This window comes from Streptomyces sp. NPDC006385, from assembly GCF_040612485.1.
Classification (GTDB): domain Bacteria; phylum Actinomycetota; class Actinomycetes; order Streptomycetales; family Streptomycetaceae; genus Streptomyces.
Map to the genome: position 1 here is coordinate 17,204 of NZ_JBEXQG010000028.1, position 21,697 is coordinate 38,900.

A 21,697-nucleotide genomic window follows, 5' to 3' on the forward strand; every position below is an offset into this window, starting at 1 on the left:
CAGCGACAGTGCGGCCGGGGCGCCTACGGGGCGCACCCGGCCGCTTCCGTGCCGCCGCCGTGAGCGCCGTGAGCGCCGTGAGCTGCGGTGGCCCCGGGTTCGCGGAGGGTCGATCCGGATAATGATCGTCCTGTTGTCAGTGGCGCCCGGTACGCTCGAAAGCACGATGACAGAGGACCTCTCTCCGGCCGAGCGGTATGCGGCAGCACGTAGGCGCGCTGCCGAGCAGGCCACCGCACTCGCCTCCTTCCGCGAGATGTACGACTTCGGCCTCGACCCCTTCCAGATCGAGGCCTGCCAGGCACTCGAGACGGGCAAGGGCGTGCTGGTGGCCGCACCCACCGGCTCCGGCAAGACGATCGTGGGCGAGTTCGCCGTCCACCTCGCCCTGATGCAGGGCAAGAAGTGCTTCTACACCACGCCCATCAAGGCGCTGTCGAACCAGAAGTACGCCGACCTGTGCCGCCGTTACGGCAACGGCATGGTCGGTCTGCTCACCGGTGACAACAGCGTCAACCCCGACGCCGCCGTGGTCGTGATGACCACCGAGGTACTGCGGAACATGCTGTACGCGGGCTCGCAGACCCTCCTCGGGCTCGGGTACGTGGTCATGGACGAGGTGCACTACCTCTCCGACCGGTTCCGCGGCGCCGTATGGGAGGAAGTGATCATTCACCTTCCCGAGTCGGTCACCCTCGTCTCCCTGTCGGCGACCGTGTCGAACGCCGAGGAGTTCGGTGACTGGCTCGACACCGTCCGCGGTGACACCGAGGTGATCGTCTCCGAGCACCGGCCCGTTCCGCTGTTCCAGCACGTGCTCGCCGGGCGCCGGATGTACGACCTGTTCGAGGAGGGCGAGGGCCACAAGAAGGCCGTCAACCCCGACCTCACGCGGCTGGCGCGGATGGAGGCGACCCGGCCGTCGTACCAGGACCGCAGGCGTGGGCGAGCGATGCGGGAGGCCGACCGCGAGCGGGAGCGCAGACAGCGGTCCCGGGTGTGGACACCGGGGCGGCCCGAGGTCATCGAACGCCTCGACGCCGAGGGGCTGCTGCCGGCGATCACCTTCATCTTCAGCCGGGCCGCGTGCGAGGCCGCCGTACAGCAGTGCCTGTACGCCGGACTCAGGCTGAACGACGAGGAGGCGCGGGACGAGGTGCGCGCGCTCGTCGAGGAGCGCACCGCCTCCATCCCGACGGAGGACCTGCACGTCCTCGGCTACTACGAGTGGCTGGAGGGCCTGGAGCGCGGTATAGCCGCCCACCACGCGGGCATGCTGCCGACGTTCAAGGAGGTCGTCGAGGAGCTGTTCGTCCGCGGCCTGGTGAAGGCCGTGTTCGCCACGGAGACGCTGGCGCTGGGCATCAACATGCCTGCCCGGTCGGTGGTGTTGGAGAAGCTCGTCAAGTGGAACGGCGAACAGCACGCCGACATCACGCCGGGTGAGTACACGCAGCTGACCGGTCGTGCGGGGCGGCGTGGCATCGACGTCGAGGGGCACGCCGTCGTGCTGTGGCAGCGCGGCATGAGCCCCGAGCACCTGGCGGGACTGGCGGGCACGCGTACGTACCCGCTGCGCTCCAGCTTCAAGCCGTCGTACAACATGGCGGTCAACCTCGTCGAGCAGTTCGGCCGGCACCGCTCGCGCGAGCTGCTGGAGACCTCCTTCGCGCAGTTCCAGGCCGACAAGTCGGTCGTCGGGATCTCCCGGCAGGTGCAGCGCAACGAGGAGGGGCTGGCGGGCTACAAGGAGTCCATGACCTGCCATCTCGGGGACTTCGAGGAGTACGCGCGACTGCGTCGCGAACTCAAGGACCGCGAGAACGAGTTGGCCCGGCAGGGCGCGGCGCAGCGGCGCGCGGAGGCCGCCGTCGCGCTGGAGCGGCTCAAGCCGGGGGACGTCATCCATGTGCCGACGGGCAAGTACGCCGGTCTCGCTCTGGTGCTGGACCCGGGGCTGCCGGCCGGCCGGTCCAACGGCCACCGCGGCTTCGAGCACCACGACGGCCCGCGCCCGCTGGTCCTGACCGCCGAACGGCAGGTCAAGCGGCTGGCGTCCATGGACTTCCCGGTGCCCGTCGAGGCGTTGGAGCGGATGCGGATCCCGAAGTCCTTCAATCCGCGCTCCCCGCAGTCCCGCCGGGACCTCGCCTCCGCGCTGCGCACCAAGGCCGGGCACATTCCGCCCGAGCGGCAGCGCAAGAAGCGTTCCCAGGCGGCGGACGACCGGGAGATCGACCGGCTGCGCAAGGCGCTCCGCGCCCACCCCTGCCACGGGTGCAGCGACCGTGAGGACCACGCCCGTTGGGCGGAGCGCTATCACCGGCTGCTGCGGGACACCTCGCAGCTGGAGCGCCGTATCGAAGGCCGCACGAACACCATCGCACGCACCTTCGACCGGATCGTCGCGCTGCTGACCGAGCTGGACTATCTGCGCGGCGACGAGGTGACCGAGCACGGCAAGCGGCTCGCCCGGCTCTACGGCGAGCTGGACCTGCTGGCCAGCGAGTGCCTGCGGGAGCGGGTGTGGGAGGGCCTCGGTCCCGCTGAACTGGCCGCCTGTGTCTCGGCGTTGGTGTACGAGGCGCGGGTCGGGGACGACGCGATGGCGCCGAAGCTGCCGTCGGGCAAGGCCAAGGCCGCGCTCGGTGAGATGGTCCGGATCTGGGGGCGGCTCGATGCCCTGGAGGAGGAGTTCCGGATCACGCAGACCGAGGGCGTCGGCCAGCGCGAGCCCGACCTGGGCTTCGCCTGGGCCGCGTACATGTGGGCCAGCGGCAAGGGGCTCGACGAGGTGCTGCGGGAGGCGGAGATGCCTGCCGGTGACTTCGTGCGGTGGTGCAAGCAGGTGATCGATGTGCTGGGGCAGATCTCGGCGGCTTCTCCTGTGGAGGGCTCGACTGTGGCGAAGAACGCGCGGAAGGCCGTTGACGGGTTGCTGCGGGGCGTTGTCGCGTACTCGTCGGTGGGGTGATCGCGCGTGGGCGGGTGCCGGGTCCCGTCGTGGCTGGTCGCGCCCGGGCGGCGGGGCCGCGTATCGATGCGGTCCCGCCGCCCTGGGGCAGGCACTCACCCGAGGATGACCAGGTGCCGAGTCGCTCGGGTCATCGCGACATAGCGGTCCACCGCTCCCTCGATTCCCTCGCTGAACGCCTCCGGACGCACGAGGACGACCAGGTCGAACTCCAGGCCCTTGGAGAGCTCCGGGGGCAGTGATCGGACGCGGTCCGTCGGGCGGAACGTGGGGTCGCCGATGACGCAGGCGACCCCGTCGGCGTTCGCGGCGAGCCACGCGTCGAGGATCGGGTCGAGGTCCGAGACCGGGCCGCGTACGACGGGGACGCCTCCGCTGCGGATGGACGTGGGCACGTTCGCGTCCGGGAGCGCGGCGCGGATGATGGGCTCGGCTTCCGCCATGATCTCTTCCGGCGTGCGGTAGTTGATGGTCAGGGAGGCGAGGCTGATCCGGTCGAGCCCGACTCGCTCCAGGCGTTCCCGCCATGACTCCGTGAAGCCGTGCCTGGCCTGGGCACGGTCACCGACGATGGTGAAGCTCCGGGACGGGCAGCGCAGCAGCAGCATCTGCCACTCCGCGTCGGTCAGTTCCTGCGCCTCGTCCACGACGATGTGGGCGAACGGGCCGGCCAGCTGGTCCGGGTCGGCCGGGGGCAGTTCGGACTCGTCGACCAGGCTGGCCTGGGCGTCCGCGCCGCGCAACATCGTGACCAGGCCTTCACGGTCGTCACCGTCGGCGCCGGAGACGGCCGCGGCCTCGATCAGGTTGTCGACCACCTGCGTCATGCGCTCGCGCTGGGCGGCGAGGACGGCCTCGTGCCGGCGCCTGCGCCGGGCCGCCTCCGGGTCGCCGAGCCGCTGCCGTGCCGCGTCCAGGAGCGGCAGGTCGGACACCGTCCAGGCCCGCGGGTCCGCACGCTGCAGCTTCCGTACCTCCTCGGGGCCGAGCCAGGAAGCGCACAGCCGCAGATAGGCGGGTACCGACCACAGGTCTGCCACGAGGTCGGCCGCTTCGAGCAGCGGCCACGCGCGGTTGAAGGCCGTGCGCAGGGCCCTGTTCTGCGCCAGGGACCTGCGTACCAGGTCGGTCGAGACGTCGCCGTCGTGCGCCGAGGCCGCGTCGTCGTGCTTGTCCACCAGGATCGTGAGCAGCTCCTCCCAGACCTGGTCGCGTGCCTCGTTGTGCGGAGTACCGGGTTCCGCCGCCTGGAACGCCACCGCCCAGTCCTCGGGGCTCAGCCAGAGGTCGGACCAGTGGGTCGTGACCGTCATCCCCTTGGTGGGTGGCTCCTCATAGAACCTGACGGCCGTCTCGATGCCCTTCACCAGAGCCGCCGACGACTTCAGGCGGGCCACTTCCGGGTCGGCCTCGACCCCGGCCGCGGCCCCCTCCTCGACGAGGTCCCGCAGGACGCAGGTCCGCACGCCCTCCTCGCCGAGGCTGGGCAGGACATCGGCGACGTACGCCAGGTAAGGCCGATGCGGGCCGACGAACAGCACGCCGCCCCGGCGGTGGCCGAGGCGGGGGTCGGCGTGGAGGAGGTAGGCGGAGCGGTGCAGGGCGACGACGGTCTTCCCCGTGCCCGGACCGCCGTCGACGACGAGGGCGCCCTGGGATCCCGCGCGGATGATGGCGTCCTGGTCGGCCTGGATGGTGCCGAGCACGTCCCGCATCCGTTCCGACCTGGTGCTGCCGAGACTGGCGATGAAGGCGGACTGGTCGTCGAGCGCGGCGTGCCCGGCGAAGCCGTCCGGGGTGAACACCTCGTCCCAGTAGTCGCTGATCCGGCCGTTCGTCCAGCGGTACCTGCGGCGGCTCGTCAGGCCCATGGGGTTGGCGTGCGTGGCTCCGAAGAACGGCTCGGCGGCGGGGGAGCGCCAGTCGATCAGCAGCCGGCGGCCCGTGCTGTCCGTGAGGCCGAGGCGTCCGATGTACACGGGCTCGGGATCGTCGGCGCCGACGATGCGGCCGAGACACAGGTCGAGGCCGAAGCGGCGCAGTGTGCGCAGACGGGCGGTGAGCCGGTGGACCTCCGCGTCCCGGTCCATGGCCTGCCGGCCCAGGCCGCCCGGCGCCCTGCGCTCGGCGTCGAGGCGGTCGGACACCTCGGTGATGGACTGTGCGAGGCACTCCGCGAGGGCCGCGAAGTGCCGTTCGTCAGCGGCGATCAGCGCCGGGTCGGCCTTGGCGGAGAGACGGTCGGGAAGGTCGAACGTGCTGGTGGTGAGGGATTTCACGGCGATTGGCTCCGATCTCGGGTCACTGACGGCCTTGCGCGCGGCAAGGCGTCCGGACCGGCGTGACGACAGGACGAATCTGGTGGCAGGTCGGCCACGCTCCGTCCGGCATGGGCCCCGGGGACCTGCGGCGGTGCCCCACCCGGGGGGATGCCGGTTCAGGTCGTCGGGGTGTGTGGGTTCTCGTGTTCGGGTGTCATGAGCCGTGGCTCGGCGGTACCGCGTGGGTCACGTGGACACGGGCTGCCCGTCCCGGCTGATCGCGTCGAGGAGGAGCTTCGCGGCCACCACCGCCCCGTCGGTGCGGATCGTGGCGGCGACGGCGGTCGCCCGGGTGCGGGTCTCGGGGGCCAGGGCCACCTCGAGCGCGGCCGACAGGGACTCGAAGGAAGGGGTCGGGCCGTCGTGTGCGGCGCCGATACCCAGGTCGGCCACGCGGCCGGCCCAGTACGGCTGGTCCGCGAGCTGAGGGACGATCACCTGGGGTGCGCCGGCCAGGGCAGCGGTCGTCGTGGTGCCCGCGCCGCCGTGGTGCACGACGGCGGCCACCCGGCGGAACAGTGCCTGCTGGTTGACCTCCCCGACGACGAAGCAGTCGTCCTGGTCGTCGGTCAGGGCCAGGTCGGCCCAGCCGCGTCCGACGAGCACACGGCGTCCCCGCGCGCGGACCGCCTCCACGGCCGCCCGGGCGACGCCCTCCGCGTCCCGCATGGGCATGCTGCCGAAACCCACGTACACCGGGGGTGCGCCGGCGTCCAGGAACGCCTCCAGATCGGCCGGGAGCGGCCGCTCGTCCGGCCGGATCCACACGCCGGTCTGCACCACGGCGAGGTCCGCCGGCTCCGGCCACGGGCTCAGGGTCGCATCCGAGGCCAGCCACGGCCGGTCGGTGAGGACGTGGTCGCGTACCCGGTCCACCGGCGGCAGGCCGAGCGAGGCCCGCCGGGTGTTGATCGCCTCGCCGAACAGCGCGTTCATGTCCTCGGCGTTCAGATCCCACAGCACCCGGTTGTCGGTCACGTCCGGCGGCGTCGGCCGGCCCGGCCACGCGAGCGGCGGGTGGCGCGGCGACGGCAGGTAGGTCGGGAAGCAGGCCACGAACACGTACGGGACGCCCAGCTTCTCGGCCACCGACCGCGCGCCGGCCGCGGCCGGCATGAGGCCGGTCGCCACCACCACGTCACACCCCTCGGCAACGGCCAGGGCCGAGTCGTACGTCGCGGCGAACACCCGGGCCGCGCGCTGGGGCAGGCTCTCCGGTGGCTGCGGCGCCGTCCCGGTCACGTTGCCCTTCACCATCTCGCGCACCGACGAGCCGATCGGCGCCATCGGTACGTCGACACCCGCGAACAGCTCCGCGAAGTCCGGCGGTGCGCATGCCCGCGCTTCGGCGCCGAGTGCCCGCAACGCCACCGCGAGCCCCGCCATCGGTTCCGCGTCCCCGCGCGACCCGTACGTCACCAGCAACACGCGCACTGCGCGACCCCCGTTTTCCGTGGATTCCGGCCCAGGCCGGAGATTCTGCGGTACGACGGGGGCCTTGCCGCAAGCCCCCCAGTGCGCTATAAGTTGAGAGTGGCAAGGAGCGGATGACCTCCTTGCCTTTGCTGTTTTCCGGGCCCGAAGTCACGAGTGACCGTCTGCCGGCGCGGTCGGCTGTCCGGCCCGCACCTCGTCACCACCCGGCCGAAGGGCGCCTTTCGCCAGTCGCTCGCCAGCCGCTCGCCGCCACGGCCGCGGGCCGCGCGCCCGTCAACGAGGGCCGAATCCCTGCCGGGTGCTCGTCGGAACGTGGTCTCTCACTCGTCACGGTGAGTACTTTTCGCGCACCCGTACGCCATGACGGAACGTGTTCGAACAGGAGCCGAGCGTATAAAAGACCTGAGGGTACTCCTGCCGCACACGTCATTTCAGGTGCTTGCTGAATATGACATGGCGATGATCCGGTCGGACTAAGCTCGCCCGCAGCGCACCGAGTTGAGGCGTATTCGTGCGCTTGTTCCCAAACATGCAGAAGAGTCCGACCTACCCATGACCTACCCCCCTGCAAGCTCTCCCTACACCCACCCGATTCATTTCAGAGGGCCCACATGGTGAGCGTTCAATCCCCGCCCCGACGCCGTGAACTCCCGTATGCGCGCGTGCTTTTGCTGCCGGCCATAGTGATGGCCGCGGTGACCGGAGCCGCCGTCGCCGTGGTGGCGGAACCGGCCCGGACGGCCGTCGGCGTGTGCGGTGCCGTGGCCTTGCTGCTGGTGCTGGCTTCCGCGGCCGAAGCGGTGCGCCGCGGCCGCGCCCTGCGGGACGCGCGGGCCGAGCACGCCCGTCACACCGCGTATCTGGAACGGCGGGTCGCCGCCCACGACGAGGAGATGGTCCGCCTCGCCACGGAGATCACACCCGCCGCGATCCACCAACTGCGCTGTGGCGCTTCACCCTATGAGGTGATGCGCGACCTCGCCGAGATCGACCCGTCCTATGCCCGGCTCTCTCGGGTGCAGCTCGACTTCGTCAGGTCGATGGTCGACCTCGTCGATCACGAGGAAGCCCTCCGCGACTCCGCCCAGCGCTCCTTCGTCAACATCGCCCGCCGCGTCCAGTCGATCGTCCACCAACAGGCCGTGGAACTCAGGGAGATGGAGGAGGACCACGGCCGCAACCCCGAGGTCTTCGACGACCTCCTGCGCATCGACCACGGCACCATGCTGATCGGCCGCCTCGCCGACTCCATCTCCGTGCTCGGCGGCGGCCGGCCCGGCCGCCAGTGGCCCGAACCCGTCCCGCTGTACAGCGTGCTGCGTGGCGCCATGTCCCGGATCCTGGAGTACCGCCGGATCAGCCTGGACTCCATCGCCAAGGTCAACATCGCCGGCATCTCCGTCGAGCCGGTCATCCACGCCGCGGCCGAACTCCTCGACAACGCCACGCGCTACTCGCCGCCGCAGACCAAGGTGCACGTCACCGCCACCGAGGTGCAGACCGGTGTCGCGATCGAGATCGAGGACGCCGGCGTCAGCCTCAGCGAGGAGGCCCGCGCCAGGGTCGAGGGCATGCTGGAGCGCGCCAAGCAGGGCACCGACCTCCAGGATCTCGGGGAGTCCCCGCGGCTGGGCCTGGCCGTCGTCGGCCGCCTCTGCACGGCCTACAACATGCAGGTCTCGCTGCGCTCGTCCGCGTACGGCGGCGTCCGCGCCGTCCTCGTGGTGCCGCGCGACATGATGACCACCGACCCCGCGCCCGGACTCGCCCACGGCATCGGCGCCGGGTCGGCGCCCAAGGCCGACGACCCCGACGTGATCGAAGGTCCCAAGCGCACCCCCAAGAAGCGACGTCCCACCAGTCCGAAGCTCCCCGCCGCGGTCTCCCTGGAGGACGACGTCCCCGTCGTCACCGAATGGACCGCCAACGGGCTGCCCCAGCGCCGCAGCCGGGTCAAGACCCCGCTCAGCAAGCGGATCGCCGAGCAGGCGGCCATCGAGCAGGCCGAACGTGAGGGCCGGCCGACCATCTGGTCGACGCGCAAGCCCCCGCCCGAGCCCGAGCCGGCGGCGGACGAGCCCGCCCCCGGAGCCTGGGTCGAGGCGTTCTGGAACGGACTCAAGGACCAGCCGGACCCGCTCACACTCAAACCGCGAACCCAACCGGCCCGCCCCGAGGCCGACGAGGAGGGGGACCTCAAGTGATTCAGCAGCGCGCGAACTTCGACTGGATGCTCAAGGAGCTCCACGACGGCGTACCGGGCATCCAGATGATCGTGGTGCTCTCCGCCGACGGACTGCGCATCGCCCGTTACGGCGGTGACCCCGACACCGCCGACCGCGTCGCCGCGGCCTGCGCCGGCCTGCAGAGCCTGGCGAGCGCCGTCGCCCAGGAGATCCCGAGGAGCGACGGCAAGATGAAGATGGTCCTGATCGAGATCAACGGCGGCTACTTCTACCTGATGGCCGCCGGCGCCAACGCCTATCTCGCGGTGCTCTCCGACACGTTCGCCGAACCGGGCCGGATGAGCAACCGCATGACGGACCTCGTCGCCCGTATCGGCGCCCACCTCACCAGTCCGCCCCGGCGCAACGGGCAGACCGTATGACTCCTCCGCAACGCCAGCGGCGACTCCCCAAGGAACAACCGTTTCCACCGCCCGCGCAGTCCGGGAAGCAGAAGAACCCGGAACGCCTCTTCGTGGTGGCCGACCCGGACGGTGGCGAGCGCGACGCGGACATCGACCTCGTCACGTTAATCGTGGCGCGCGCCGACCCCCCGCCTTCCGCCACGCCGGAACAATCGGCGCTGCTCCGGCTGTGTACGACCCCACTGTCCGTGGTCGAGCTCTCGGCCTATCTCAACCTGCCGTTCAGCATGATGACGGTCGTGCTCACCGACATGCTGGCGGCCGGACTGGTGACGGCGCGCGCCCCGATCGTGCGCCAGGCCGTCGCCGACCGTTCAATTCTCGAAGCGGTGATGCATGGACTTCAAAGGCTCTGACATCATCCCCGGTCCGCGGACCGAGGACCAGTTGCCGCACACGGCCGAGGCCGCGGTCAAGATCGTGATCGTGGGCGGCTTCGGCGTCGGCAAGACGACCATGGTCGGCTCGGTCAGCGAGATCAAACCGCTGACCACCGAAGAGACCATGACGCAGGCCGGTATCGGCGTCGACGACAACTTCGGCTCGGACTCCAAGACGGCCACCACCGTCGCGATGGACTTCGGCCGCATCAGCATCACCGAACAGCTCGTGCTCTACCTCTTCGGCACCCCTGGCCAGGAGCGCTTCTGGTTCCTGTGGAACGGGTTGTTCGAGGGTGCGCTGGGCGCGGTCGTGCTGGTCGACACCCGCCGCCTCGAGGTCAGCTTCGACGTCATCGGGCGACTGGAGGAGTGCGGGGTGCCCTTCGTGGTGGCCGTCAACACCTTCCCGGACGCGCCCCGGTACCCCGTCTCCGAACTCCGGACGGCACTCGACCTGCCCGAGGAGATCCCCATCATCGAGTGTGACGCGCGCCGCCGGGCCTCCAGCCGTGACGTCCTGATGACCCTGATGCACTTCCTGCATGCGCTGGCGACGGCGAAGGCCCACGCGTGAGCCACGCACCGGTCGAGCCGTACGGCCGCCCCACCCCGCCGCCGAGCCGTACGGCCTGCTCACCTCCCGCGCATGACCTCCCCCGCGTTCGCGGCTTCGCTGAACCGTCCGAACCGGGGGACCCCATCACCTCCTGTACACCGGAATCACCTCAGCTTCGGAGCGACCATCGTGACGCCTGAATCTCTCTTTTCGACCGGTGCGGACGAGCCCACGGCCACCCCGCCCCCCGGCTGCCCCGCGCACGGCATCGGCCCCGGTGGACTGCGCCGGCTGTACGGCCCCGAGGCGGAGGACCTGGGAGCCCTGTACGAGAAGCTCCGCGCCGAGCACGGCGCCGTGGCTCCCGTGCTGCTGCACGACGACGTGCCGATCTGGATGGTGCTCGGCCACGCCGAGAACCTGCACATGGTGCGCAGCCCCTCCCAGTTCTGCCGTGACACCCGGTTGTGGTCCGCCCTGCAGGACGGCACGGTCAAGCCCGATCACCCGCTCATGCCGCACTTCGCCTGGCAGCCCATCTGCAGTCACGCCGAGGGCGACGAGCACCTGCGGCTGCGCGGCGCGGTCACCGGCGCCATGGCGACCATCGACCACCGCGGCATCCGCCGCTACATCAACCGCGCGACGCAGCACCTCGTCAACAAGTTCTGCGAGGAGGGCAGGGCCGAGCTGGTCAGCCAGTTCGCCGAGCATCTGCCGATGGTGGTGATGTGCGAGATCCTCGGGATGCCCGAGGAGTACAATGACCAGATCGTGCAGGCCGCTCGCGACATGCCCAAGGGCACCGAGACCGCCATCACCAGCAACGCGTACCTCATGGACGTCCTGATGCGGCTCACCGCCCGCCGCCGGGCCGCACCCAAGGACGACTTCACCAGCCACCTGATCAACCACCCGGCGCGGCTCACCGACGACGAGGTCGGCCAGCACCTGCGCATCATCCTGGTCGCCGCGTACGAGGCCACCGCCAACCTGATCGCCAACGTGCTGCGGGTGGTGCTCACCGACCCGAGGTTCCGCGCCCAGCTCAACGGTGGCCAGATGACAGTGCCCGAGGCGGTCGAGCAGTCCCTGTGGGACGAGCCGCCGTTCAGCACCGTCCTTCCTTACGTCGCCAAGCAGGACACCGAGCTGGGCGGCCAGCGCATTCGCAAGGGCGACGCCCTCATCCTCGGCATCGCGCCGGGCAACGTCGACCCGCGCGTCCGGCCCGACCTAGAGGCCAACATGCAGGGCAACCGCTCCCACCTCGCCTTCGGCGGCGGCCCCCACGAGTGCCCGGGGCAGGACATCGGCCGTGCCATCGCCGAGGTCGGTGTCGACGCGCTGCTGACCCGCCTGCCCGACGTCCAACTCGCCTGCGAGGAGGACGAGCTGCGCTGGCGGGCATCCATCTCGAACCGGCACCTGGTGGAACTGCCGGTGAAGTTCGCGCCCAAGCCCAAGCAGGACGTCATGGCGCGGCCCGCGCACCCGCTGGCCTCGCAGCCTCCCAGCAGTTGGCAGGTCAGCACGCCGGAGCTGCGGACGGCGGCGCCGGCGCCCGCCGCTCCGCCCGCCGCTGAGACGCCGACGCCCGAACCGGCCCGTCGGCCCGGGGTGTTCCGGCGCCTGCTGTGCTGGTGGCGCGGCGACTGAGCCGGCCGGGCACCCGGGGCTACCCGGCCGCCCAGTCGTCGTACGACGGCCAGGCCCCCAGCACCCGCGGGCTGACGAACCGGTGCTCGCGTCCCGAGATCGGGTCGGTGAACTCCAGCGTCCGCGCCAGCAGTTGGAGCGGACGCCGGAAGTCACCGGCCGCCACGGGGCCGGTCACCACCGGATAGAGGGGATCGCCGAGGATCGGCACTCCCAAGGCGTTCATGTGCACCCTCAGCTGGTGTGTCTGCCCGGTACGCGGTGTCAACCGGTACCGGGCACGCCCGTCCCGGTGCTCCAGCAACTCGATCCGGCTGACGGCGTTGGGCTCGCCCTCGACCTCGCGGGCCGCCAGTACCCCGCGCTCCTTGACGATGCGGCTGCGCACGGTACGCGGCAGGTCCAGGGCGGAGTCGTACGGGGCCACCGCCTCGTACTCCTTCGCCACCCGCCGGTCGCGGAACAGCGACTGGTAGGCGCCGCGCTCCTCGGGCCGCACGGTGAACAGCACCAGCCCGGCCGTCAGCCGGTCCAGCCGGTGCGCCGCGCTCAGCGTCGGGATGCCCAGCTCGCGCCGCAGCCGTGCCAGGACCGTCTCGGCGACATGGCTGCCGCGGGGCGTGGTGGCCAGGAAGTGCGGCTTGTCGGCCACCACCACGTGCTCGTCCCGGTGGACGACGTCGACCGCGAACGGCACCGGCTCCTCGTCGGGCAGCTCCCGGTGGAACCACACGTACATCCCCGGCACGTACGCCCTGTCCCGTGTCACCGGGCGCCCGGCGGCGTCCACGATCAGTCCCGCGTCGAGCATCTCGTCGATCACCCCGGCCCCGGGCGCGAGCCGCGCCACGAGATGGTCCCGCACGGTCTGCCACGCCTCCTTCGCCGGCAACCGCACGCGCACCGGGTCCACCCCGGCGCGCTGCGGCAGGGGAGAGGGCGGGGGCGGACTACGGCGTCTCATCAGGACCAAGCTTAAGCAGCGGCGATGGACGCTACGGAGACACCGGTGTGAGGTTTGTGGGGTGGAGTTGGCCGGTCACATTCGGGCTCAGGGCGCTGGCGGTGCGTGGGGAATAACGGCCGTTGTTGCGGCTCCAGTCGTAGCTGCCGCGTATCCACGTGAACATGGCGTCCGCATAGCGTTGCACCTTCTCGGACTCCGTGCTCGTGAGCCCGAGCCGGGAGCAGAACAGGGGCAACCGTCTCACCTGCTCAAAGAGCTGGCTGACCGCTGTCTGGACGAGGGTGACGGCCAGCTGGATGGCTTCCTGCCGGGAGCAGTCGCGCTGCCTCATGAGGCAGTGCACCAGGTTGGGGTCTCCCCGTGCGTCGTCGTTCTCCAGGGACATCACCTCGTTGATGAGTTTGACGGCATCGACAGCCGCTCGTCGCATCGATTCCAGATGGCTGCTGTGCCAGATGATCTGCGGGATCTCGAAGTGGCCCACTCTTTCGGCCAGGTCGAGCGAGGGAATCAGCCCCAGGGTGCGGTGCCCGATCCTCATCCGGGTGGTGAAGTCCTGGGGGACCCATGTGTGACGGTCGATTTCCTCGGTGAGGTTTCCCGTCAGGTAGTCCACCCAGTTGTGGGCGGCCCGTAGCTGCCATTCCTCCGACATGCCCGTCCTGGCTCGACGCCAGATGTCCGCGAAGGCGCCCACCAGAGGCGCATCGTGGTCGGCTCGGTGCGGCGAAGGGTGGGTGATGAGTGCGATGAGCTGCTGGCACACGTCGACGGCTTCTTCGGCTCTGCGCCCCTCGGGGACATCAAACAGATCGTCGAAGAGGAAGAACCAGCCCATGGTGTCGAAGGCCAGGTCGAGATCGTCACCTTCGACATCCGGATAGCTGTACGCGGCCAAGTCCGCCACTGCCGAGAATACGTAGCGACGGGCTGCCCTGTGTCCCAACACCAGTTTCTGCTGGCGCATCCATTCCAGATTTCGTTCCCTGGCGGCTGCCAACCCGGGGTTCAGCCGGGGCGGAATGGGTAATTGTATGGTGACGTTCTGGGGCATGACTCTCTCCCAGTTTCTGCCTCAGCATGCTTATTGGCCCAGGAGGTCGCGTCGTCGTCGCTGCCTGGCCTGGGGTTGATCGTCAGAGGATACGAAGCACCACCCCCGAGTAACAGAGCCGACCGAGTCCAAGAACTTCGCGCTGTGCTCCATACGCCCCGACCGCGGCGTGGCTGACTCGTGCACGGGGGGCCTGCTGACGGAACCGGTGGAGCGGGGCTTCGTCAAACGCGTGCTGGGTGGTGCCGTCGGCCGTGGCCTTCGAGGCGACCGCCGGACGGCGCAGACAACCGGTGGTCACCACCGGTGGTCACCACCGCCACGACCACGGCGTCGGCGACGCGGTCGTGGATCAACTCCACCTTCCAGTGCCCCTATGGGTTTCGTCAACTGTTCAAGCGGATGGAGCTGGTGGAAGGCGCCGTCCCGGCACAGCGCACCGCCGACCGTCGCGGGCATCCGCACACCACCCCCCACGGACCGGGTACGACACCTCTCATGCCGTCAGCCCTCCCTGATAGCCCTACTCCGCACCATGCGATGGTTTCCGGCCGTCGGAAAGGGCGTGCACCCGGGCGCGTGGGGCGGACTCGGTTGCCGCCGCACGCGCGGTCTCACACCGACGCTGCGCGTTCGCGGCGGCTGGGAAAGCAGTGCGTTGCCGAGGCGGGCCTTCGACCCCGGCGGCCACGACATGCCGCACGCCGGGGAGTTGGTCGTCAGGACGCGCATGACCCGGGACAGGCTGGAAAAGTACGTCGGCTGCCCACCGGCGAAGGGGAAGCGCCTTCACCGGTGCCGACCCTTCGGACGGCCATACGACCCGCCCCGCCCGGCCGGCAGGGCTACGCGGCCGGTGCGGCTCCCGCGGCCTCCTCGGCCTCGATCCGCGCGTTCCACTCCCCCTTGGAAGCCTGCCAGCCGTCCTCGTTGTGGCCGCGCCGCCAGTAGCCGGAGATCGACAGGTCCTCCCGGGGCACGCCGTGCTCGACCCGCAGCAGATGGCGCAGCTGCTTCACGAAGTGCGCCTCGCCGTGCACGAAGGCGTGCATCCGGCCCTCGGGGAAGTCCAGCGAGCGTACGGCCTCGACGAGGGCCTCGCCGACGGGACGCGAGCCGCGGTGCAGCCAGACGACCTCCACATCGGAGTCGATCTTCTGCTCCTCCTCGGGCCCGGCCACCTCCACGAACGCGTGCACCCTGGCGCCCGCCGGCAGTGACTCGAGGGAGCGGGCGATCGCGGGCAGCGCGCTCTCGTCGCCGACGAGCAGATGCCAGTCGGCGTCCGGGTCGGGGGCGTAGGCGCCGCCCGGGCCGATGAACCGCACGACCTCGCCCGGCTGGGCGCGCATCGCCCACGGGCCGGCCAGGCCCTCGTCACCGTGCAGCACGAAGTCGAGGGTCAGCTCACGATGCTCGGGGTCCCAGGCCCGCACCGTGTACGTCCGCGTCACCGGCCACTGCTCGCGCGGCAGCTCCGCACGGATGCGCTCCAGGTCGAACGGCTCGGGGTAGCTCACGCCCTCGGGGGGGAACAGGATCTTCACGTAGTGGTCCGTGCAGGTGTCCGCCGCGAAGTCGACGAGTCCGTCACCGCCCAGCACCACACGCTGCATGTGCGGGGTCAGCCGTTCGGTACGGATGACCTGCGCGGAGTAGGGCTTCCGCGGCTTGCGGGCAGGGCGTAGCGCCATCACTGGCCTCCCTCGTTCCAAGCTTAGGTTTACCTAAGTTAGCATCTCCCCCCGGCGAATGCCGCAATGACTCGTTCATGAAACGGTGCATGTCGCGCACGCAGAGACGAATTCCCCGCACCACGAGCCCCATGCACTCGGTCGGGGCACCCCTTCGTGCCCGGCATCGTCAGGCGCTCAGTCAGGCGCCCAGTGTCGCGAGCAGCCGCTGCAGCGACCCGCCCAGCCCCCAGCGCACCGCCAGCTCGTCCAGCGCCGCCGAATCGCGCGGTGCGCGCGGCACGGCGATGTCGACGTCCGGCAGCGGGACGTCGGCCGCGACCCGCACCACCGTCGGAGCCACAGCGAGATACGGCCGCGACTCGTCCAGCCGCTTGCGCTGCGCCGGCGTCAGCTTCGCCTTGGGGTCGTCGACCGCCGCCATGATCCCGGCCAGGTCACCGAACTCGGCCAGCAGCTTCGCGGCCGTCTTCTCGCCGATGCCGGGCACGCCCGGCAGGCCGTCGCTCGGGTCGCCGCGCAGCAGCGCCAGATCCGCGTACCCGCGCCCGTCGACGCCGTACTTCTCGCGCAGCCATGCCTCGTCGGTGAGCTGGAGGGTGCCCACGCCCTTGAGCGGATACAGCACCCGTACCCCGCGCGCGTCGTCCACCAGCTGGTACAGGTCGCGGTCGCCGGTGACGATGTCGACCGGGCCCTTCGCCCGTGCGGTGAACGTGCCGATCACGTCGTCCGCCTCGTACCCCTCGACCCCCACGCGCGCGATGCCGAGCGCGTCGAGCACGGCCTCGATCACCGGCACCTGCGGCGACAGCGTGTCCGGCACCTCTTCCTCGTCCGGCCCGACCTCGTGCTCCTCGGCGACGCGGTGGGCCTTGTAGGAGGGGATCAGCTCGACCCGCCACTGGGGCCGCCAGTCGGCGTCCATGCAGGCCACCAGCTGGTCCGGGCGGTGATCCTTGACCAGGCGGTCGATGAAGTCGAGGAGCCCGCGCACGGCGTTCACCGGCGTGCCGTCCGGGGCCTTCACGGAGTCCGGGACGCCGAAGTAGGCGCGGAAGTAGAGCGAGGCGGTGTCGAGGAGCATCAGTCGTCCGGTCACGCCACGCATCATGCCGTACGGCACTGACAGCGGCCTGCCTGTGGCCTGGACCACTTGTGCGTTTGTGGCCGCAAGACCAGGGCAGGCGCGTCCTCGGAGTGACGCCGGTTGCGCATTCAGCCGCTGCCCGTCACTCCCTTCCTTTGCCGTCGAGACAAGAGGTACCCGTGTCATCCAGGCTTGAGGCCGCACACCTGTACAAGGTGTTCGGCAGACGACCGGACGAGGCCGTCGCACGGCTCCGCCAAGGAGCCGACCGGGAGGAGCTGCGCGCCGACGGCACCACCGCCGCCGTGATCGACGCCTCCTTCACGGTGGAACCGGGCCAGATCTTCGTCGTCATGGGCCTGTCCGGTTCCGGCAAGTCCACCTTGTTGCGCATGCTCAACGGTCTGCTGGAGCCGACCGCGGGCCAGGTCCGCTTCGACGGCCAGGACCTGACCGCGCTGAGCGACCGCGAGCTGCGCGAGGTCCGCGCCAAGAAGATCAGCATGGTCTTCCAGCACTTCGCGCTGTTCCCGCACCGCAGCGTCCTGGAGAACGCCGCCTACGGCCTCGCCGTCCAGGGCGTGCCCCGCGCCGAGCGCGACAAGCGCGCCGCCGCGGCCCTGGAGCTGTGCGGTCTGGGCGGCTGGGAGAAGTCCTGGCCGGACGAGCTGTCCGGCGGCATGCAGCAGCGCGTGGGCCTCGCCCGCGCCCTCGCCACCGATGCCGACCTGCTGCTCATGGACGAGTCCTTCAGCGCGCTCGACCCGCTGATCCGCCGCGACATGCAGGACCAGCTGCTCGAACTCCAGCGCACCCTGAAGAAGACCATCGTCTTCATCACCCACGACCTCAACGAGGCCATGCGCCTGGGCGACCGCGTCGCCGTCATGCGTGACGGCCGTATCGTCCAGACCGGTTCGGCGGAGGACATCCTCATCCGCCCCGCCGACGACTACGTCGCCTCCTTCATCCAGGACGTCGACCGCTCCCGCGTGCTGACCGCGGGCGCGCTCATGGACACCTCGGTCACCGGCGACGCTCCGCTCTGCGCCTGCGAGACCGCGACGCGCGAGACGACGTTCGTGGAACTGTGCGCGATGAGCGCCCGGCTGTCCCACCGCGTCTCGGTGGTCGACGAGGCGAACAGGGTCATCGGGGTCGTGCCGCGGCAGCGGCTGATCGGCTTCCTCGGCGACGAGACGGCCGACCCGACGCCCTGCGACCACCCGGACGGGAAGGTGATCGCCCATGCCTAGGCTCCGTCTCGGCGACCGGGTCGACTCCGGCGTGGACTGGCTCGTCACCCACATGGGCTGGCTGTTCGACGCGATCAAGGCGGTCGTGGAGGGCATGTACGACGTCGTCAACGCCGTCCTGACCGCCCCGGCCCCCCTGGTCCTCGCCGGCATCCTCGCCGTACTCGCCTGGTGGCTGCGTGGCCTGCTCGCGGGTGTCCTCGCCTTCGGCGGCTTCGCGCTCGTCGACTCGCTCGACCTGTGGGACCGGGCCATGTCGACGCTGGCTCTGGTGCTCGTCGCGACCGCCATCGCGCTGGTGGTCTCGATCCCGCTGGGCATCTGGGCGGCCCGCTCGAAGACGGTCGGCGCGGCCCTGCGGCCCGTCCTGGACCTGCTCCAGACGATGCCGTCGATGGTGCTGCTGATCCCGGCCATCCTCTTCTTCGGCCTGGGCACCGCCGCCGGCGTCATCGCCACCCTGATCTTCGCGCTCGCCCCCGGCGTGCGCATGACCGAGCTCGGCATCCGCCAGGTCGACGCCGAGCTGGTCGAGGCCGCCGAAGCCTTCGGCACCACGCCCCGCGACACCCTGCTGCGGGTCCAGTTGCCGCTCGCCCTGCCGACGATCATGGCCGGCATCAACCAGGTCATCATGCTGAGCCTGTCGATGGTCGTCATCGCCGGCATGGTCGGCACCGGCGGCCTCGGCGGCGCGGTCAACGAGGCCATCGGCCGGCTCGACATCGGCTTCGGCTTCGAGGCGGGCGTCGGCATCGTCGTCCTCGCCATCTACCTGGACCGCATCACCGGCGCGCTCGGCGCCCAGATCTCCCCGCTCGGCCGCCGCGCCTCCGCCAAGGCCCGCGCCGCGGGCGGGGTCAAGGTCTGGAACCACCGCCCCCGCCCCGTGGTCGCGGTCGCCGGCGTGGCCGTCCTGGCCCTCGTCGCGGGTGGCCTCGGCGTCTTCGGCCCCTCCGCCGGCACCGCCGAGGCCTCCGCCACGAACGTCGGCAAGGGCAAGGAGATCAAGCTCGGCTACATCCCGTGGGACGAGGGCATCGCCTCCACGTACCTGTGGAAGGAACTGCTGGAGCGGCGCGGCTTTCAGGTCACCGCCACCCAGTACTCCGCGGGCCCGCTCTACACCGGCGTCGCCACCGGCCAGATCGACTTCCAGACGGACGCCTGGCTGCCCACCACCCACGCCGAGTACTGGAAGAAGTACGGCAAGCAGCTCGACGACCTCGGCTCCTGGTACGGCCCCACCTCCCTGGAACTCTCCGTCCCGTCGTACGTGAAGGGCGTCGACTCCCTGGAGGACCTCAAGGGCAACGCCGCCGAGTTCAAGGGCAAGATCATCGGCATCGAGCCGAGCGCCGGAATGATGGGCCTGCTCAAGGACACGGTGCTGAAGAAGTACGGCCTGGAGGGCACGTACGACGTGGTGGACGGCTCGACGCCCGCGATGCTGGCCGAGCTCGAGCGCGCGTACGCCAAGAAGGAGCCGGTCGTCGTCACGCTCTGGTCACCGCACTGGGCGTACAGCGACTACGACCTGAAGAAGCTCAAGGACCCCAAGGGCGCCTGGGGCAAGGGCGACGGGGTGCACACCCTCGCCCGCAAGGGCTTCGCCGAGGACCACCCCGAGGTCGGCGAGTGGCTGAAGAACTTCTCCATGACCGAGAAGCAGCTCACCGGCCTGGAGTCGCAGATCACCAAGGCCGGCAAGGGCAAGGAGCAGGACGCCGTGCGCGCCTGGCTCAAGCGGAACCCGGGCCTGCTGGACAAGTGGGCCCCGGTCGCCGGATCGGAGCACAAGGACCAGGCGGCCGGGTGACCTGACGGGCCCGGACCGCCGCCCGAGGGGTGGGTCACGCCGTACGTTCTCCCCTCACGTACGGGCGGGGCCCACCCCTCGTGGTGTGTCCGCACAGTCACCCGGCATACTACGAAAAGGATCCGGCCAACCACGCAGCGCTACCTCGCCCCCAGAGCGCGGCCGGACCAACTCCCCGCCGCCGAGCCCGCCTTCATGACCCGGCACACAGCCCCCGAAGACCCCTGTGACCAGGCCGTCCGGCCGAGAGGCGACGAGGGGGAACGGGCGGCGTCCGGCGCGGGGAACAGAACAACGGTTCTGTGGTGCTGAACGGGAGTCAGGGGCGGCTCCGGGGAACTCGGGGGGCGCGGGGCGCCGATCCGCTGGCGCGAACCGATGGGTCGTACTCCCCCCGATGTGCCGTCGATGTGACGGGCGCATGAAACGGTTTGCCGAACATGCGTAGGGTGCAGAGAACTCAACAGAAGGTGCGCGCTCGGCGACGGGCGCGAGGACCGTGGCCCGACGAGCGCAGGAGGGAGCCGGAGCGATGGGTGACCACAAAGAACAGCCCCTCCGCGTGGGCGCGGCCGTGCGGCGCCGCCGTCGCGCGCTGGACCTCACCCTCGCCGTGGTGGCCGAGCGCAGCGGCCTGTCGGTGCCCTTCCTGAGCCAGGTCGAGAACGACCGGGCACGCCCCAGCCGCAGCTCCCTCGAGAAGGTCGCCGACGCCTTGCGTACGACCGCCGTCGAACTCCTCGCGGCCGCCGACCCGGCGTGCAGCGTCGATGTCGTACGCGCCGACACCACCGAACTGGCGCCGGAGCCACGGACCCGCTCCCTGGTGCGCGGTCACCATCAGATGCATGCCTCGGAGTTCACCGGCGACCATGACGCGGGCCGTGAATTCCAGTACCGCAACGACCAGTTGATGTACGTCGCCGACGGCGCTGTGGAGATCGAGGCGGAGGGCCGCGCGTACCGGCTGGGCCGCGGTGACACCCTGTACCTCACCGGCGGGGTGCGCCACCGCTGGCGCGCGACCGTGCCGGACACCCGGGTGATCGTCGTCGCGGTGGCGGAGCACATCGAGGCGGTCCGGGACCGGCCGGGGCGCTGATGCGCGTCGTCTCCCTGGTGCCGTCCCTGACGGAGACCGTCGCTGCCTCGGCGCCGGGCGTCCTGATCGGCGCCACCGACTGGTGCAGCCACCCGCCCGGCCTCGACGTCACCCGTGTCGGCGGCACCAAGAACCCCGACGTCGAGCAGATCCTCGCCCTCGCCCCCGACCTGGTGATCGCCAACGAGGAGGAGAACCGCGAGCCCGACCTCGCGGCCCTCCGCGCGGCCGGCGTCGAGGTCCTGGTGACCGAGGTGCGGAACGTCCCCCAGGCCTTCCGCGAGCTGACGCGCGTGCTGGACGCCTGCGGTGTCACGGCCCGCCCTCGCTGGCTGGACGAGGCGGAGCGGACCTGGACGTCACTGCCGGCCCCGGAACGCCGTACGACCGCCGTGGTGCCGATCTGGCGGCGCCCCTGGATGGTCCTGGGCCGCGACACCTTCGCGGGCGACGTCCTGACCCGCCTCGGCGTGGACCACCTGTACGCCACACACGAGGACCGCTACCCGCGCATCCCCCTGGACACCCTGCGGGCCGCGTCCCCGGACGTCGTCCTCCTCCCCGACGAGCCGTACCGCTTCACGGCCGACGACGGCCCCGAGGCGTTCCCCGGCTTGCCCTGCGTGCTGGTCAGCGGGCGGCACCTGACGTGGTACGGCCCGTCGTTGGGCGAGGCGCCGGGGGTGGTGTGTGGGGCGCTGCGAGCGGGGCGCCGTTGAGGAGTCTGCGGGGGTG

17 protein-coding genes are annotated in these 21,697 nt (G+C 70.7%); 10 read left to right on the plus strand and 7 right to left on the minus strand.

Annotated features, from left to right (window positions below):
- Positions 1–121 precede the first annotated feature (121 nt).
- Positions 122–2,974: a DEAD/DEAH box helicase gene (locus ABZ078_RS21950; RefSeq protein ID WP_356577568.1), complete on the plus strand. Its 2,853-nt coding sequence runs from the start codon at positions 122–124 to the stop codon at positions 2,972–2,974.
- A 95-nt stretch (positions 2,975–3,069) separates the two neighbouring features.
- On the opposite strand, the gene helR is transcribed toward ABZ078_RS21950, so the two are convergent.
- Together helR and ABZ078_RS21960 are read right to left on the minus strand one after the other, a co-directional pair.
- Positions 3,070–5,253 carry an RNA polymerase recycling motor ATPase HelR gene (gene helR, locus ABZ078_RS21955; protein ID WP_356577570.1) on the minus strand — a complete coding sequence of 728 codons (2,184 nt, stop codon included), beginning with the start codon at positions 5,251–5,253 and terminating at the stop codon, positions 3,070–3,072.
- Between the two features lie 228 nt (positions 5,254–5,481).
- Positions 5,482–6,729 (minus strand): glycosyltransferase, encoded by a 1,248-nt coding sequence (locus ABZ078_RS21960; protein ID WP_356577571.1) that lies wholly within the window; start codon positions 6,727–6,729, stop codon positions 5,482–5,484.
- Between the two features lie 614 nt (positions 6,730–7,343).
- Between ABZ078_RS21960 and ABZ078_RS21965 the strand changes: the two genes are divergently transcribed.
- The 5 genes from ABZ078_RS21965 to ABZ078_RS21985 all read left to right on the plus strand — a co-directional run bounded on the left by ABZ078_RS21965 (position 7,344) and on the right by ABZ078_RS21985 (position 11,980).
- Positions 7,344–8,936: an ATP-binding protein gene (locus tag ABZ078_RS21965; RefSeq protein ID WP_356577573.1), complete on the plus strand. Its 1,593-nt coding sequence runs from the start codon at positions 7,344–7,346 to the stop codon at positions 8,934–8,936.
- Positions 8,933–9,340, plus strand: a complete 408-nt coding sequence (locus ABZ078_RS21970) for a roadblock/LC7 domain-containing protein (RefSeq protein WP_356577575.1) — start codon at positions 8,933–8,935, stop codon at positions 9,338–9,340. The genes ABZ078_RS21965 and ABZ078_RS21970 overlap by 4 nt, the downstream gene beginning before the upstream one ends.
- Positions 9,337–9,738, plus strand: coding sequence for a DUF742 domain-containing protein (locus ABZ078_RS21975; RefSeq protein WP_356577577.1), 402 nt, complete (start codon positions 9,337–9,339; stop codon positions 9,736–9,738). Before ABZ078_RS21970 ends, ABZ078_RS21975 begins: the two co-directional genes overlap by 4 nt.
- The gene (locus ABZ078_RS21980) at positions 9,719–10,339 is read left to right on the plus strand and encodes an ATP/GTP-binding protein (protein ID WP_356577579.1); all 621 of its coding nucleotides are present in this window, start codon (positions 9,719–9,721) and stop codon (positions 10,337–10,339) included. Before ABZ078_RS21975 ends, ABZ078_RS21980 begins: the two co-directional genes overlap by 20 nt.
- Before the next feature lie 171 nt (positions 10,340–10,510).
- On the plus strand, positions 10,511–11,980 hold the full coding sequence (locus ABZ078_RS21985) for a cytochrome P450 (RefSeq protein ID WP_356577580.1): 1,470 nt from the start codon (positions 10,511–10,513) through the stop codon (positions 11,978–11,980).
- A gap of 19 nt (positions 11,981–11,999) precedes the next feature.
- On the opposite strand, the gene ABZ078_RS21990 is transcribed toward ABZ078_RS21985, so the two are convergent.
- The 5 genes from ABZ078_RS21990 to ABZ078_RS22010 all read right to left on the minus strand — a co-directional run bounded on the left by ABZ078_RS21990 (position 12,000) and on the right by ABZ078_RS22010 (position 16,806).
- Positions 12,000–12,944: an RluA family pseudouridine synthase gene (locus ABZ078_RS21990; protein WP_356577582.1), complete on the minus strand. Its 945-nt coding sequence runs from the start codon at positions 12,942–12,944 to the stop codon at positions 12,000–12,002.
- Positions 12,945–12,975: 31 nt separating this feature from the next.
- The gene (locus ABZ078_RS21995) at positions 12,976–14,001 is read right to left on the minus strand and encodes a pentalenene synthase (RefSeq protein ID WP_356577583.1); all 1,026 of its coding nucleotides are present in this window, start codon (positions 13,999–14,001) and stop codon (positions 12,976–12,978) included.
- A gap of 82 nt (positions 14,002–14,083) precedes the next feature.
- Positions 14,084–14,305, minus strand: a complete 222-nt coding sequence (locus ABZ078_RS22000) for a DUF6192 family protein (protein ID WP_356577584.1) — start codon at positions 14,303–14,305, stop codon at positions 14,084–14,086.
- A gap of 541 nt (positions 14,306–14,846) precedes the next feature.
- On the minus strand, positions 14,847–15,695 hold the full coding sequence (locus ABZ078_RS22005; RefSeq protein ID WP_356577586.1) for a siderophore-interacting protein: 849 nt from the start codon (positions 15,693–15,695) through the stop codon (positions 14,847–14,849).
- A 181-nt stretch (positions 15,696–15,876) separates the two neighbouring features.
- Positions 15,877–16,806, minus strand: coding sequence for a 5'-3' exonuclease (locus ABZ078_RS22010; RefSeq protein WP_356577683.1), 930 nt, complete (start codon positions 16,804–16,806; stop codon positions 15,877–15,879).
- Positions 16,807–16,964: 158 nt separating this feature from the next.
- Between ABZ078_RS22010 and ABZ078_RS22015 the strand changes: the two genes are divergently transcribed.
- The 4 genes from ABZ078_RS22015 (at position 16,965) to ABZ078_RS22030 (ending at position 21,681) form a co-directional block, all read left to right on the plus strand.
- The gene (locus tag ABZ078_RS22015; RefSeq protein WP_356577587.1) at positions 16,965–18,041 is read left to right on the plus strand and encodes a glycine betaine/L-proline ABC transporter ATP-binding protein; all 1,077 of its coding nucleotides are present in this window, start codon (positions 16,965–16,967) and stop codon (positions 18,039–18,041) included.
- Positions 18,034–19,860 (plus strand): ABC transporter permease/substrate binding protein, encoded by a 1,827-nt coding sequence (locus tag ABZ078_RS22020; RefSeq protein ID WP_356577589.1) that lies wholly within the window; start codon positions 18,034–18,036, stop codon positions 19,858–19,860. Before ABZ078_RS22015 ends, ABZ078_RS22020 begins: the two co-directional genes overlap by 8 nt.
- A gap of 532 nt (positions 19,861–20,392) precedes the next feature.
- Positions 20,393–20,962, plus strand: coding sequence for an XRE family transcriptional regulator (locus ABZ078_RS22025; protein ID WP_356577591.1), 570 nt, complete (start codon positions 20,393–20,395; stop codon positions 20,960–20,962).
- Positions 20,962–21,681, plus strand: a complete 720-nt coding sequence (locus ABZ078_RS22030) for a helical backbone metal receptor (protein ID WP_356577593.1) — start codon at positions 20,962–20,964, stop codon at positions 21,679–21,681. Before ABZ078_RS22025 ends, ABZ078_RS22030 begins: the two co-directional genes overlap by 1 nt.
- The last annotated feature ends 16 nt before the right edge of the window (positions 21,682–21,697 follow it).